Annotated in this window: 11 protein-coding genes; 7 read left to right on the forward strand and 4 right to left on the reverse strand. The window is 62.3% G+C overall.

Annotated elements, in window-relative coordinates:
• Positions 1-77: 77 nt before the first annotated feature.
• From BFP89_RS00965 to BFP89_RS00985, 5 genes are all read left to right on the forward strand, one after another.
• Positions 78-992, forward strand: coding sequence for an NAD synthetase (locus BFP89_RS00965; protein WP_065883334.1), 915 nt, complete (start codon positions 78-80; stop codon positions 990-992).
• Positions 989-1,495 (forward strand): hypothetical protein, encoded by a 507-nt coding sequence (locus BFP89_RS00970; protein WP_065883336.1) that lies wholly within the window; start codon positions 989-991, stop codon positions 1,493-1,495. Before BFP89_RS00965 ends, BFP89_RS00970 begins: the two co-directional genes overlap by 4 nt.
• Before the next feature lie 201 nt (positions 1,496-1,696).
• Positions 1,697-4,987: a transglutaminase family protein gene (locus tag BFP89_RS00975; protein ID WP_065883338.1), complete on the forward strand. Its 3,291-nt coding sequence runs from the start codon at positions 1,697-1,699 to the stop codon at positions 4,985-4,987.
• A gap of 90 nt (positions 4,988-5,077) precedes the next feature.
• Positions 5,078-7,564 (forward strand): circularly permuted type 2 ATP-grasp protein, encoded by a 2,487-nt coding sequence (locus BFP89_RS00980; protein ID WP_065883340.1) that lies wholly within the window; start codon positions 5,078-5,080, stop codon positions 7,562-7,564.
• Positions 7,564-8,454, forward strand: coding sequence for a transglutaminase family protein (locus BFP89_RS00985; protein ID WP_065883341.1), 891 nt, complete (start codon positions 7,564-7,566; stop codon positions 8,452-8,454). The genes BFP89_RS00980 and BFP89_RS00985 overlap by 1 nt, the downstream gene beginning before the upstream one ends.
• Positions 8,455-8,525: 71 nt before the next feature.
• Here the strand turns inward: BFP89_RS00985 and BFP89_RS00990 are convergent, their stop codons facing one another.
• A complete protein-coding gene (locus BFP89_RS00990) occupies positions 8,526-8,708 on the reverse strand; it encodes a hypothetical protein (protein WP_065883342.1) in 183 nt (60 codons plus the stop codon).
• A 333-nt stretch (positions 8,709-9,041) separates the two neighbouring features.
• Between BFP89_RS00990 and azu the strand changes: the two genes are divergently transcribed.
• Positions 9,042-9,488, forward strand: a complete 447-nt coding sequence (azu, locus tag BFP89_RS00995; RefSeq protein ID WP_065883471.1) for an azurin — start codon at positions 9,042-9,044, stop codon at positions 9,486-9,488.
• A gap of 124 nt (positions 9,489-9,612) precedes the next feature.
• On the opposite strand, the gene nadE is transcribed toward azu, so the two are convergent.
• The 3 genes from nadE to BFP89_RS01010 all read right to left on the reverse strand — a co-directional run bounded on the left by nadE (position 9,613) and on the right by BFP89_RS01010 (position 12,758).
• A complete protein-coding gene (nadE, locus tag BFP89_RS01000; protein WP_065883343.1) occupies positions 9,613-10,440 on the reverse strand; it encodes an ammonia-dependent NAD(+) synthetase in 828 nt (275 codons plus the stop codon).
• A gap of 3 nt (positions 10,441-10,443) precedes the next feature.
• Complete coding sequence (gene pncB, locus BFP89_RS01005) at positions 10,444-11,658, reverse strand: nicotinate phosphoribosyltransferase (protein ID WP_065883346.1); 1,215 nt, start codon at positions 11,656-11,658, stop codon at positions 10,444-10,446.
• Positions 11,659-11,867: 209 nt separating this feature from the next.
• Positions 11,868-12,758, reverse strand: coding sequence for a LysR family transcriptional regulator (locus BFP89_RS01010; RefSeq protein ID WP_065883348.1), 891 nt, complete (start codon positions 12,756-12,758; stop codon positions 11,868-11,870).
• Positions 12,759-12,912: 154 nt separating this feature from the next.
• On the opposite strand from BFP89_RS01010, the gene BFP89_RS01015 reads away from it, so the two are divergent.
• Positions 12,913-14,403, forward strand: a complete 1,491-nt coding sequence (locus BFP89_RS01015; protein ID WP_065883350.1) for an L-piperidine-6-carboxylate dehydrogenase — start codon at positions 12,913-12,915, stop codon at positions 14,401-14,403.
• The last annotated feature ends 73 nt before the right edge of the window (positions 14,404-14,476 follow it).

A 14,476-nucleotide genomic window follows, 5' to 3' on the forward strand; every position in this document is an offset into this window, starting at 1 on the left:
AAAGCGAAGCTTCTGACATTTTTTGTAGATAGCCACTCTTTAACCTCTGCGCTCTTGTGAAAAACCGGAGTAAAGGGATGACTTCCAGCGTGTTGAAAGACGGGTTTCCCAGTGCGCACCTCGCGACGCGGGAGTGGATTGAAAGCAGCATTGATCTACGAAAATTGTTTGCCGCGATTGATGCCGATCCCGCCATCGTCGGTGCGGGGGTGGTGTATCTGGATGCGCAGATGCGGGCGATTGTGCTGCGCGAGTTTCAGCCGATTTGCAGTGTGGCGCCGAAGAAGGTGCTTTTGCGTGAGGCGCCGGGCTATGTCGGGCGGGTGGAGTTTGCTCGGCGCTTGGCGAATGAGCCGCGTGAGTCGCAGGTGGCGTTTGAGGCGGTGAATACAGCGTTGGCGTGTACTTCTGCGGTGATCAGCTGGTTGGTGATCGCGGGAGGATTAGCATTGAGTCCTTTTACTTTTGGGGGCTCTGGGGTCGCGGCTGCGATAAGCGTGGTAGGCGCGTCAGCCAGCACGTTTCAATGCGCCCTGGGTATTCGACGAACGCGAAATGAATTTGTAGACCCAGCGCTGAATGACGAACTGGACCGCAATGAATGGTACCAGGCCATAACGATTGGGCTAGACGCCGCTTCGTTATTAGGTGCTGGCAACACAGCAATGTCTACGATTCGAATGGTCAGTACGCTTAAAAAGGCAACGGGGAAAAATACGCATCAGGTACTCAAGGGGCTAAATCGGCAGGAGCGGGTCAAGCTCACCAGGGAGCTACTGAGTATCAACCATCCGGACATGACCCGGAAAATGATCAAGCTGAAACAAATGGCTGGAGAGATACCCAAGCGCTATACCTCGGCAGAAGTAAAGCATGGAACCCTCTTGCAGATGCTGGATGCTCTTGGTGCCGTATCGGCCGTTGCCGGCAGTGTACGGGCCGGGAACATCCGGATCATCGCAGTTGGGCTGTATGAGGAAATTTCAGAATGAGATTTTTCAGACGGACATACCTCATACCGGTACGCCCATTTCTTTTGCGTTACTTTCCCGTCTTCATCGGTGCGATTTTTATGAGCATTTTGGGGGGGACCGCCGTTGTGGCGCTGCTGGAACATTATTATCCGCGTACAGCCCCGTGGGCTTTATCGGCGTCTTCTGCTGAGGAAGCCTGTGTAGTGTTGGCCCTCTTTACCACCCTGTGCAATGTCATGATTGGCTATGGGCGTCCCAAGTGGGTTTGGGGTATGTATGGCTTTTTCATTGCCTGTCTGTTGGTCGCTTTGCCGGCTTTGCGTTTTTCACCGCATCCATTCATTTTCGCAGAAAGTATCGTTTGGCCGCTGGTCGGCCTACTGCTGCTTCGCAGCAAACGCCACCAAGAATTTCGTGCAAAAGCCGTAGAACTCCGCCACCTGCGCGCAAAAGTCCAAGCCGCCATCAACAAGCGCCGCCAACACGAGCGCGCCATCATCAGAATAAAAAAAACGAGGTGATTCCCCACCTCATCGCACACCCAATCGCTACCGCTGCACCCACTCGCGCCACAAATATGTGCAGCGCCTGCACCATGACCCCACCGTTGGCGTCGTTTTGGTGCTGTACTGCACCGGGTCTTACGATAAAGCGCAATGACCGCCGCTCTGGCATAAGTCTTGCGCGCGTTGTGCCCATGCCCTGGCTCGCAGGAGGCCGCCGTGTCGATTCATGTCGCGTTGCACCACGTTACGCATTACCGCTACGACCGTGCTGTCGAACTCGGCCCGCAAATTGTGCGCTTGCGCCCGACGCCCCATAGCCGCACGCGGATATTGTCCTACGCGCTGAAGGTGCTGCCCGAGCAGCATTTCATCAACTGGCAGCAGGACCCGCAGGGCAATTACCTGGCGCGTCTGGTCTTCCCGCAAAAGACTGACGAGCTGCGCGTTGAGGTCGATCTGGTCGCCGAGATGGCGGTCTTCAACCCGTTCGATTTTTTCCTCGAGCCCTACGCCGAGAACATCCCGTTCAGCTATGCCGCCGATGAGCAGCGCGAGCTGGCGCCTTACCTGGAAACCTTGCCGCTGACGCCGAAGTTTGCCGCCTACCTGGCCGGTATCGACCGTACGCCGTTGCCGGCCGTGGATTTTCTGGTCGGACTCAACCAGCGCCTGGCCGCCGATATCGGCTACCTGATCCGCATGGAGCCGGGGGTGCAAACCCCGGAGTTCACCCTGGAAAATGCCTCGGGCTCATGCCGCGATTCGGCCTGGCTGCTGGTGCAGTTGCTGCGCAACCTCGGGCTGGCGGCGCGGTTTGTCTCCGGCTATCTGATCCAGCTTACCGCCGATGTCAAAGCCCTGGATGGCCCCTCCGGCACCGACGTGGATTTCACCGACCTGCACGCCTGGTGCGAAGTGTATCTGCCCGGCGCCGGCTGGATCGGCCTGGACGCCACTTCCGGGTTGTTTGCCGGTGAAGGCCATATTCCGTTGGCCTGTAGTCCGGATCCGTCTTCAGCTGCGCCGATCAGTGGCCTGGTTGAGCCGTGCGAGTGCGAGTTCAGCCACGAGATGTCGGTGGAACGCCTCTGGGAAGCGCCACGGGTGACCAAGCCCTACACCGAAGAGCAATGGCTGGCGATCCAGGCCCTGGGCCGGCAGATCGATGCTGACCTGCACAGGGACGATGTGCGCCTGACCATGGGCGGCGAACCGACGTTCGTCTCTATCGATGACCCCGACGGCGCCGAATGGAATACCGCCGCCCTGGGCCCGGACAAGCGTCGGCTGTCCGCCGAGCTGTTCCAGCGCCTGCGCAGGCACTACGCGCCGCAGGGCCTGGTGCATTTCGGCCAGGGCAAGTGGTACCCCGGCGAGCAGTTGCCGCGCTGGTCCCTGAACTGCTACTGGCGCCGCGACGGCGTGCCGATCTGGCACAACAGCGCGTTGATCGCCGATGAACAAGCCGACTACGGCGCGGATGGCGTACTGGCCGGGCGCTTCCTGGCCAGCGTCGCCGAGCGTCTCAAGCTGCCGGCCCGTTTCGTGTTCCCGGCGTTTGAAGACAATTTCTACTACCTGTGGCGCGAGGGCGCGCTACCGCAGAACGTCACCGCCCAGGACCCGCGCCTGAGCGATGACCTGGAGCGCGAGCGCCTGCGCAAAGTGTTCAGCCAGGGCCTGGATAAAGTCATTGGCCAGGTACTGCCGCTGGCGCGCACCGCCGCCAATGATCGCTGGCAGAGCGGGCGCTGGTACCTGCGCGACAACCATTGCCGCCTGGTGCCGGGCGATTCGCCGTTGGGTTATCGACTGCCGCTGGCCTCGCAGCCGTGGGTGACGGCTGCGCAATATCCGTTTGTGCATCCCACCGACCCGAATCAGGACCAACCGGCGCTGCCGACCACCGCCCAACTGCACAGTCATGACGAGCCGGCCCCGAGTGATGAGCGCGTGCCGCAGGTCGATGAATCCGCCGACTGGCTGACCCGCACTGCGCTGTGCGCCGAAGCGCGGGAAGGGCGCCTGTACCTGTTTATGCCGCCGCTGGAGCGTGTCGAGGATTACCTGGAGCTGGTGACCGCCATCGAGGCCACCGCCGAAGAACTGCATTGCCCGGTGCTGCTGGAAGGCTACGAGCCGCCGTCGGATACACGCCTGAGCAATTTCCGAGTGACGCCGGACCCCGGCGTGATCGAGGTTAACGTGCAACCGTCCGCGACCTGGGACGAGTTGGTGGAGCGCACCGAATTCCTCTACGAAGAGGCGCGGCAAACCCGCCTGACCACGGAAAAGTTCATGATCGACGGTCGTCATACCGGCACCGGCGGCGGCAACCATTTTGTGCTGGGCGGCGCCACGCCCAAGGATTCACCGTTTCTGCGCCGGCCCGACCTGCTGCGCAGCTTGATCAGTTATTGGCACAACCACCCCTCGCTGTCCTATCTGTTTTCCGGCCTGTTTATCGGCCCCACGTCCCAGGCGCCGAGAGTGGATGAAGCGCGCAACGACGCGCTGTATGAGCTGGAAATCGCCTTTGCGCAAATGCCCGCGCCAGGCGAAGAATGCCCGCCCTGGTTGGTCGACCGTCTGCTGCGCAACCTGCTGATCGACGTCACGGGCAATACCCATCGCGCCGAGTTCTGCATCGACAAACTCTATTCCCCCGATGGCGCCACCGGCCGCCTGGGCCTGCTGGAACTGCGCGCCTTTGAAATGCCGCCCCATGCGCGCATGAGTCTCACCCAGCAGTTGCTGTTGCGGGCGCTGGTCGCGCGGTTCTGGCGTGAACCTTACGCACCATCGAAGTTGGCGCGCTGGGGCACCGAACTGCATGATCGCTTCCTGTTGCCGCACTTTATCGAGCAGGACTTCGCCGATGTGATCGCCCAGCTCAATGCCGCCGGTTATCCGCTGCGCGCCGAGTGGTTTGCCGCGCACCTGGAGTTTCGTTTTCCCAAGGTCGGCGACTATGCCGTCAGCGGTATCGAGCTGGAACTGCGCCAGGCCCTGGAACCCTGGCATGTGCTGGGCGAGGAGGGCGCGGTCGGCGGTACGGTGCGCTATGTGGACTCGTCCCTGGAACGCCTGCAAGTGAAGTTGAGCGGCTTGGCACCGCAACGTTATGTGCTGACCTGCAATGGCATCCCGGTGCCGCTGCAGCCGACCGGCCGCGTCGGCGAGTTTGTCGCCGGCGTGCGTTACCGCGCCTGGCAACCGGCCAACTGCCTGCAGCCGACCATCGCGGTGCACGCGCCGCTGGTGTTCGACCTGGTGGACACCTGGATGCAGCGCTCGCTGGGCGGCTGCCAGTACCATGTGGCCCATCCGGGCGGGCGCAATTACGACAGCTTGCCGGTGAATTCCAATGAAGCCGAGAGCCGGCGGATGGCGCGGTTTTTCCGCTTGGGGCATAGTCCAGGCAAGCTCTGCGTGCCGACTGTGGTGGTGAACGATGAATTGCCAATGACGCTGGATTTGCGCCGCTTCCCCAATAAAAATGATTGAATGACAATCCAAATGTGGGAGGGCCCTCCCACAAGGATTTGCAGTGTTTGTTGAGTTAACCTGAGCCCCCTTGCCTCTGCCGAGCGTTCCATGTCCGATTTGCTCGACCGTTACCCGCTGACTCCGGGCACCTATCACGAACTGCTGGATGACAGCGGCGCAGTGCGTGCCCACTGGCAGCGCCTGCTCGACCACCTGCAACGCAGCACGCCGGCCCAACTGGCCCAGCGCCAGGCATTGCTGACGCGGCAGATCCAGGAAAACGGCGTGACCTACAACGTCTACGCCGACCCCAAGGGCGCCGATCGCCCATGGGAACTGGACCTGTTGCCCCATGTGCTGGCCGCTGACGAGTGGCAGCACCTGTCGGCCGGCATTGCCCAGCGGGCGCGCCTGCTCAATGCCGTGCTCGCCGACCTCTATGGCCCGCAGCGCCTGATCAAGGAAGGCCTGCTGCCCGCCGAGCTGGTATTCGGTCACAACAACTTCCTGTGGCCGTGCCAGGGCATCCAGCCACCGGACGGTGCCTTCCTGCACCTGTACGCCGTGGACCTGGCCCGTACGCCGGATGGACGCTGGTGGGTGACGGCCGACCGAACCCAGGCCCCGTCGGGCGCGGGTTATGCCCTGGAAAACCGCACCATCGTGTCCCGCGCCTTCCCGGATCTCTACCGTGACCTGCAGGTGCAACACCTCACCGGTTTCTTCCGCACGCTCCAGGAAACCCTGGCCCGCCAGGCGCCCGGCGATGACCAGCCACCGCTGATCGTGCTGCTGACGCCGGGGCGCTTCAACGAAAGCTATTTCGAACACCTCTACCTCGCGCGTCAGCTCGGCTACCCCCTGGTGGAAGGCGGCGACCTCACCGTGCGCGACAGCACCGTGTTTCTCAAGACCCTCAGTGGCCTGCGCCGCGTTCACGCAATCATGCGGCGCCTGGACGACGACTTCTGCGACCCCCTGGAGCTGCGCACCGATTCGGCCCTCGGCGTCCCCGGCCTGCTGGATGCCGTGCGCCAGGGCAATGTGCTGGTGGCCAATGCCCTGGGCAGCGGTGTGCTGGAGTCCCCGGGCCTGCTTGGCTTTCTGCCGAAGATCAATGAGTTTTTATTTGGCGAAGCACTGATCCTGCCGTCCATCGCCACCTGGTGGTGCGGCGAGGCGCCGGTGCTGGCCGAGGCGTTGGAGAAGCTGCCGCAGTTGTTGATCAAACCGGCGTTCCCCTCGCAGAGTTTCGCCCCGGTGTTCGGTCGCGACCTGAACGCCGAGCAACGCCAGGCCCTGGCCGACCGCATGCGCGCCAGGCCCTACGCCTATGTTGCCCAGGAGCTGGCGCAGCTGTCCCAGGCGCCGGTGTGGCACACCGTGGACGACCACTTGCAACACCGCGCCATCGGCATGCGCGTGTACGCCGTAGCCAGTGACGACGGCTACCGTGTGCTGCCCGGCGGCCTGACCCGCGTAGCCGCCGAAGCCGATGCCGAAGTGGTGTCGATGCAACGCGGCGGAGCGAGCAAGGACACCTGGGTACTCGGCGAACGTGCGCCCGGTGGCGAGCAGTGGCGCGCCCAGCGCGTGATTGGCGCACACGACCTGGTGCGCCGCGATCCGTATCTGCCGTCGCGGGTGGTGGAGAACCTGTTCTGGTTTGGCCGTTATTGCGAGCGTTGCGATGACAGCGCGCGCTGGCTGCGTATCGTGCTGGCGCGCTATGTCGACGGCGACGACCCGCTGGCCTTGCAGGCGGCGGTCGAACTGGGCGAAAGCCTGCGACTGTTGCCGGAAGAGGGCGAGTTGCCCGAGCGCTTGCTGGCCGCCTTGCTCGGCGATGACTGGCCCTCGAGCCTGCGCGCCAATTTGCAGCGCTTGCAGTGGGCGGCGTCCCAGGTGCGCGGCAAGTTGTCCCGGGAAAACTGGCAGGCCCTGGTGGAGCTGCAACGCGAAGCCATGGAATTGGAGCGTGAAACCCCGGACTTCGGCGAGTTGCTGGACTTCCTCAACCGTCTGGTGATGTCCCTGGCGGCGCTGTCCGGGTTTGCCCTGGACGATATGACCCGCGACGAGGGCTGGCGCTTCTTGATGATGGGCCGGCGCATCGAGCGCCTGCAGTTCCTGAGCAGCAGCCTTGCCGCGTTCCTGCGCGGGGTGGCGGTCTTCGATCAGGCCGGGCTGGAATGGTTGCTGGAACTGGGCAACAGCAGCATCACCTACCGTTCGCGGTACCTGGCGGTGCCGCAACTGATTCCGGTGCTCGACCTGTTGTTGCTCGACGAGCAGAACCCCCATGCGGTGCTGTTCCAGCTCAAGCTGGTGAGCCGCACCTTGCGTCGCTTGAACGATGATTTCGGCGTGCCACGGGAAACCGGCCTGGGAGCGTTGGTGGAACAGTTGGCGCGTTTCGATCTGGGATGCCTGGAGAACCCGCTGTTCGGCGAATCCGGCGTGCGCGCCGCGTTGGATGGCCTGGCCGACCTGCTGCAAGCGGTCGCCGATGAAAGCGGGCAAGTGTCGGACCGCCTCGCCCTGCGCCACTTTGCCCATGTGGATGATGTCAGCCAGCAAACGGTGTCGGTGTGATGAGTGCGCGCTACCAGATTTTCCATGACACCCATTATCACTACGACAGCCCGGTGTCCCTTGCCCAGCAGCTGGCGCATTTATGGCCGCGACCCTGTGCGTGGCAACGGTGCACCTGGCAGACCCTGGATATCAGCCCGCAGCCCTCGTCACGCCGCGATGAGCTGGACGTGTTCGGCAACCCGATCACTCGCCTGGCGTTCGAACGGCCCCATGACGAATTGCTGATCAACGCCGGCCTGACCGTGGAAGTGCTGGCGCGGCCGCCGTTGGACTTGCGCCAGTCGCCGGCGTGGGACCGCACCCGGGACAGCTTTACCTACAGCAGCCAGCCGCTGTCACCGCAGGTCATCGAAGCCTGCCGCTATCGCTTCGAATCGCCTTACGTGCATTTGAAAAGAACCTTCGTCGAGTTCTCCGAAAGCTGCTTCCCGCCCGGCGCACCCCTGTTGATAGGCGTGCAGGCGCTGATGCAGAAGATCTTCAGCGAATTCACCTTCGATGCCGAAGCCACCCAGGTTGCCACGCCGCTGGTGGAAGTGCTGGAGCGCCGTCGTGGCGTATGCCAGGACTTCGCCCACCTGATGCTCGCCTGCCTGCGCTCGCGGGGCCTGGCGGCACGCTATATCAGCGGCTACCTGCTCACCCAGCCGCCGCCCGGCCAGCCACGGCTGATCGGCGCCGATGCTTCTCATGCCTGGGTGTCGGTGTTTTGTCCGGTGTCGGGTTGGGTGGATTTCGATCCGACGAATAACGTGCGGCCGGCACTGGAGCACATCACCCTGGCCTGGGGCCGGGACTTTTCCGATGTGTCGCCGTTGCGCGGGGTGATATTGGGGGGAGGGAACCATGACCCGGAGGTGCGGGTGACGGTGATGCCGCTGGAATGATCGTGCTTCAGGTGCGCCGGGACGCGGAGCGTCCCAGGCTGCATTCCCACGCAGAGCGTGGGAACGATCAATTATTCAGCCGGATCTTTTGGTGTTTCAGTGTCGTCGCCGGTTGCTTCAGCGTCGACGTCCGGGTTCAGTGCGCCCGCTTCTTCATCAGCAGCGGCTTTCTTGCGTTGCAGCTTTTCCTCTTTCTTCTGTTCCTTGGCCAAGTCTCTCTGACGTTTGGCGAAGGAGTAATTAGGTTTGGCCATGGGCGATCCTCTAGGGTCGAAGGTGAGGGTGGGCGGCGCGCGGCTGCCTTGGGTCGCTATGGTAGCAGCTTCGCAGCGCGCTTGGCCTTCACTTACCGCTGGCGTAAGCGGCAAACAGGCCGTTGAACAGTTGATTGAGGGGCATGGGGCGGGCTCCAGTGGGGGATGGGCCGATCATATCCGGTTGCCGTGGAGGCGGATGTTAGATTGTGTTGATCAGCCTGATAGCCTAAAGTTGTATACAATCTGTTGATGCAGATCATAAGAACTTAAGCCTGCTTGAGGCACCCTTTGTCGCAATACGCGTTTTCCAACCCTGCCCTGGAGATTCACATGTTCGCCAAACTCGTTGCTGTTTCCCTGCTGACTCTGGCTAGCGGCCAGTTGCTTGCTGCAGAGTGCAAGGTCACTGTCGACTCCACCGACCAGATGTCGTTCAACACCAAAGAAATCACCATCGACAAGAGCTGCAAGCAGTTCACCGTCGAGCTGACGCACTCGGGCAACCTGCCGAAAAATGTCATGGGCCATAACTGGGTGTTGACCAGCGCCGCCAACATGCAGCCGGTTGCCAGCGACGGCATGGCCGCCGGTGTCGACAAAAACTACCTCAAGGAAGGCGACGACCGCATCATCGCCCACACCAAGCTCATTGGTGCCGGCGAGAAAGATTCGGTGACGTTCGACGTGTCGAAGCTGACGGCGGGCACGGACTACATGTTCTTTTGCTCGTTCCCAGGCCATATTTCGATGATGAAAGGCACTGTGACCGTCAAGTAAGACCGCGTTATCGTTCATCGGGGGCAAGCCCCCTCCCACACTTGATTTGTGAACACAGTCAATGTGGGAGGGGGCTTGCCCCCGATGGCATTCTGGCAATCAATGCAAAACTACCGGCCTCACCTCAAGGCGCAAACGGCATCACCCGCTTGTGCTCGGTCTTGCGGTACGTCTCGCAGATAATCCTGAACGCCTCTTCACGCACGGGCTCACCGTGCAGGAACGCGTCGATTTCGGCATAGGTCACGCCATGTGACGCTTCGTCCGGCTTGCCCGGCGACAGGTCCTCCAGGTCGGCGGTCGGGACTTTCTCCACCAACGACTCCGGCGCGCCGAAATGCCGCGCAATCGCACGCACCTGGTTTTTCACCAGCCCGCTCAGCGGCGCCAGGTCGCAGGCGCCATCCCCGAACTTGGTGAAAAAGCCCATCACCGCTTCCGCCGCATGGTCGGTACCGATTACCAGCCCACCGGCCGCGCCTGCGATGGTGTACTGCGCGACCATGCGCATGCGCGCCTTGGTGTTGCCCAGCACGAAATCGCGGGAGGCCGCCGGTTTGTCATCGAACGCCGCGACTTCCTTGGCCAGGGCTTTGACCGCCGGACCGATGTTGACGGTGTGGCGCTCGTCCGGCTCGATGAAGTCCACCGAAGCCTGGGCATCGAGTTCGTCGAACTGGGTTTCGTAGGGCAGGCGCACGGCGATGAAGCGATAGGCCGCGTCGCCGCTGCTGGCGCGCAGTTCCTGCACCGCACGTTGGGCCAACAGGCCTGCGGTCAGGGAATCGACACCCCCACTGATGCCCAGTACCAGCGACTTGAGCCCGGAATTGCGCAGGCAGTCCTGGATAAAGGCCACGCGCCTGGCGACTTCTGCCTCAAGGGCGGCCTGGTCTTTGAACGGCGCTTGCACCTTGAGCTGCTGCGCAATCTCACGCTGTACGGCTTGCATGCTTCACTCCTTGCTGGATAGGGCAGGTACTTTGAAAACGTGACGCAAATAGGCGACAAAATTCGGGTCGGTGCAGTGGGTCTTGCCCGCTTCATCGGAAATCTTGGCGACGGGCTGGCCATTGCACGCGGTCATTTTAAGCACGATGCTCATCGGTTCCACCCCTGGAATGTCGCAGGTCAGGTTGGTGCCGATGCCAAAGCTCACATTGATGCGACCACGCAGGGCGCGGAAAATCTCCAGGGCCTTGGGCAACGTCAGGCTGTCGGAGAACACCAGGGTCTTGCTCATCGGCTCGATACCCAGCTTATGGTAGTGGGCGATGGCCTTTTCCGCCCACTGCACCGGGTCGCCGGAGTCGTGGCGCAGGCCGTCGAACAGCTTGGCGAAGTACAAGTCGAAGTCGCCCAGGAACGCATCGGTGGTGATGCAGTCGGTCAGGGCGATGCCCAGCAGGCCACGGTATTCGCGGACCCAGCAGTCAAGGGCGGCGATCTGGCTGTCGATCAGGCGCGGGCCGAGTTGCTGGTGCGCCATGATCCATTCATGGGCCATGGTGCCCAACGGTTTCATGTCGAATTCGCGGGCCAGGTGCACGTTGCTGGTGCCGACAAACCGCCCGGGAAAGTCGTGCTTGAGTACGCTGACCACTTCTTCCTGCACTCGGTACGAAAAGCGTCGACGCGTGCCGAAGTCGGCCACTTGCAGCTCCGACAGTTCATCGCTGGCGGCATTCGCCGTCAGCCAGTCGAACTTGCGGTACAGCTGCTCGCGGGCCTGTTCCAGGATCACGGTCTGGTAGCGGTAGCGGTTACGCACTTCGCTGACGATGGCCAGCATCGGCACTTCAAACAGGATCACATGCAGCCACGGCCCGCGCAGGCGGATAAACAGCTCGCCGTTCTCGATGCCGGTCTGCACGTAGCGCAGGTTGAAGCGAAACAGCCCGAGGAAGCGCAAAAAGTCCGGCTTCATGAAGCTGATACGTTCCAGGAAGCCCAATTGGTCCGGGCTCAGGCTCAACTCGGCGAGACGCTCGATCTGGTAGCGGATCTCCGCCAGGTACGGGCGCAGGTCTTCGCTGTTGCGGCAACGAAACTCCCATTCAACTTCCACGTTCGGGTAGTTGTGCAGCACCGCCTGCATCATGGTCAGCTTGTAGAAGTCGGTGTCGAGCAGGTTCTGCACGATGCGATCGGCAAACACACTCTCGCTCATAACGGGAATCTCCAGACGGGTCGACGCTGGGCGCCGGCCTTTACGCACAATTGAGGAAGGGGGGCTAGTGGCGCATAGACCTGTGGGGTATTGCCAGTGATTTTTTCGGGTGTGGCTACTGGCCTCATCGGGGGCAAGCCCCCTCCCACCTTTTGGAATGCATTCCAAATGTGGGAGGGGGCTTGCCCCCGATGGCGGTAGTCCAGGCACTAAATAACTTGCTCAAGCATCCACTTCACAAACGCGCGCACCTTCGGCACCTCTGCTGAATGCTCCGGATAAGCCAGATGGTAAGCATCCTGGCTCGGCATTGCATATTGCCAAGGGATCACCAGCTTGCCCTCGGCCAGTTCCTCCTCCACCAGAAAGCGCGGCAGCAGCGCCACGCCGCAGCCTACCTGTGCCGCACGAATGCACATATAAAAGGTGTCGAAGCGCGGCCCGTGATAACTGTGCTCGGTGTGCAAACCCTGGCTGGCGAACCAGTCATGCCAGCCCTGGGGCCGCGAGGCGTTCTGCAGCAGCACCAGTTCGCTCAGTTGGGTCGGGTCGGTGAACCGCTCTGCCGGCAGGCTCTCGGGCGAACACACAGGTACAAGCTCTTCGCTGAGCAACTTCACGCTCTCGGTGCCGGGGCGTGAACCCTGGCCGAAATAGAACGCCATGTCGGCCTTGCCCTGCAGCAGCTCATCCGGTTCCTGTTCGTTGCACAGGTCCAGATGGATGTTTGGGTGGCGCAGGCGCCAGCCCTTGAGGCGCGGCACCAGCCAGCGCGCGCCGAAGGTGTAGGGCGTGGACACGCGCAGCACTTCGGTTTCGCCGCCGTAGGAGCGCAGGTAGTGGGTGGACATCTCCACCAGGGAGAGGATCTTGCGCACTTCCACCAGGTACAGGTCGCCCGCCGGCGTCATCTGCAAGCGGCGCCGCACGCGGCGAAACAGCAGGTGCTGCAGCAGCTCTTCCAACTGCGCCACCTGTTTGCTCACCGCGCTTTGCGTGAGGTTCAGTTCCTCGGCGGCGCGGGTAAAGCTCAGGTGGCGCGTGGCGGCTTCGAAACACTGCAGGGCGGTGATCGAGGGCAAATGTCTTTTGTTCAGCACGGCATGCCTCTTTTTATTCTTCGCATGAATAAACGGAATGATATCTCGCCTAATCGTCGTTTGTTGGCAAGTCTTGGGCCAGCTACAAATGAGGCCTGGATCGCCGTGTCTGCGGCGGCGCAATTTTGTGTTTGCAGATTTGAAGGAGTACCCCATGGTTGCTGCATTGCTTGACCGTCTAGGCGTAAACCCGGCGCTGTACCAGGCGGGTACACAGCCTGTGCATTCACCGATCGATGGCAGCCGCATCGGCGCCGTGAACTGGGAAGGGGCCGCCGAGGTGGAGCAGCAGGTCAGTCGCGCCGAGCATGCATTCGACGCCTGGCGCAAGGTACCGGCCCCACGTCGCGGCGAGCTGGTACGCCAGTTCGGCGACGTGTTGCGCGAGTACAAGGCCGATCTGGGCGAGCTGGTCTCCTGGGAAGCCGGCAAGATCACCCAGGAAGGCCTGGGGGAAGTCCAGGAGATGATCGACATCTGCGACTTCGCCGTCGGTTTGTCGCGCCAGTTGTACGGCTTGACCATCGCCTCCGAGCGTCCCGGTCACCATATGCGTGAAACCTGGCACCCGCTGGGCGTGGTCGGCGTGATCAGCGCGTTCAACTTCCCGGTCGCGGTGTGGGCGTGGAACACCACCCTGGCGCTGGTGTGCGGCAATGCGGTGATCTGGAAACCGTCGGAAAAGACCCCGCTCACCGCGCTGGCCTGCCAGGCGCTGTTCGAGCGTGTGTTGAAGAATTTCAAGGATGCGCCGCAGTACCTCAGCCAGGTGATCATCGGCGGCCGCGACGCCGGCGCCGCGTTGGTGGATGACCCGCGTGTGGCGCTGATCAGCGCCACCGGCAGCACCCGCATGGGCCGCGAAGTGGCGCCCAAAGTCGCCGCGCGCTTTGCCCGCAGCATCCTTGAGCTGGGCGGCAACAATGCGATGATTCTCGGCCCGAGCGCAGACCTGGACATGGCCGTGCGTGCGATCCTGTTCAGTGCCGTCGGCACCGCCGGCCAGCGTTGCACCACCCTGCGTCGGCTGATCGCCCACGAATCGGTCAAGGCGGAAATCGTCAACCGCCTCAAGGCCGCCTACGCCAAGGTGCGCATCGGCCACCCGCTGGAAGGCAACCTGATCGGCCCGCTGATCGACAAGCACGGCTTCGACAACATGCAGGACGCCCTGGAGCAGGCCTTGAGCGAGGGCGGCAAGGTGTTCGGCGGCAAGCGCCAGCTGCAAGACCAATTCCCCAACGCTTACTACGTGGCGCCGGCGATTGTGGAAATGCCCGAGCAGAGCGACGTGGTGTGCACCGAAACCTTCGCGCCGATTCTGTATGTGATCGGCTACAGCGACTTTGCCGAAGCGCTGCGCCTGAACAACGCGGTGCCACAAGGCTTGTCGTCGTGCATCTTCACCACCGATGTGCGCGAAGCCGAGCAGTTCATGTCGGCGGTGGGCAGTGACTGCGGGATTGCCAACGTCAATATCGGCCCGAGCGGCGCAGAGATCGGCGGCGCGTTTGGCGGTGAGAAAGAGACCGGCGGCGGGCGTGAGTCGGGCTCGGATGCGTGGCGCGGGTATATGCGCCGCCAGACCAATACCGTGAACTATTCGCTGGAGTTGCCGTTGGCGCAGGGCATTACGTTCGACTGAGTCCATGTGGGAGGGGGCTTGCCCTCGATTGCGGTGGGTCAGATGCACATTTGTTGACTGATACACCGCATCG

Source organism: Pseudomonas sp. 31 R 17 (assembly GCF_900004915.1).
Classification (GTDB): domain Bacteria; phylum Pseudomonadota; class Gammaproteobacteria; order Pseudomonadales; family Pseudomonadaceae; genus Aquipseudomonas; species Aquipseudomonas orientalis_A.

Coding starts and splice junctions, on each gene's coding strand:
- BFP89_RS00965 (WP_065883334.1), top strand. CDS start 78: ATGACTTCCAGCGTGTTGAAAGACGGGTTTCCCAGTGCGCACCTCGCG.
- BFP89_RS00970 (WP_065883336.1), top strand. CDS start 989: ATGAGATTTTTCAGACGGACATACCTCATACCGGTACGCCCATTTCTT.
- BFP89_RS00980 (WP_065883340.1), top strand. CDS start 5,078: ATGTCCGATTTGCTCGACCGTTACCCGCTGACTCCGGGCACCTATCAC.
- BFP89_RS00985 (WP_065883341.1), top strand. CDS start 7,564: ATGAGTGCGCGCTACCAGATTTTCCATGACACCCATTATCACTACGAC.
- BFP89_RS00990 (WP_065883342.1), bottom strand. CDS start 8,708: ATGGCCAAACCTAATTACTCCTTCGCCAAACGTCAGAGAGACTTGGCC.
- azu (WP_065883471.1), top strand. CDS start 9,042: ATGTTCGCCAAACTCGTTGCTGTTTCCCTGCTGACTCTGGCTAGCGGC.
- nadE (WP_065883343.1), bottom strand. CDS start 10,440: ATGCAAGCCGTACAGCGTGAGATTGCGCAGCAGCTCAAGGTGCAAGCG.
- pncB (WP_065883346.1), bottom strand. CDS start 11,658: ATGAGCGAGAGTGTGTTTGCCGATCGCATCGTGCAGAACCTGCTCGAC.
- BFP89_RS01015 (WP_065883350.1), top strand. CDS start 12,913: ATGGTTGCTGCATTGCTTGACCGTCTAGGCGTAAACCCGGCGCTGTAC.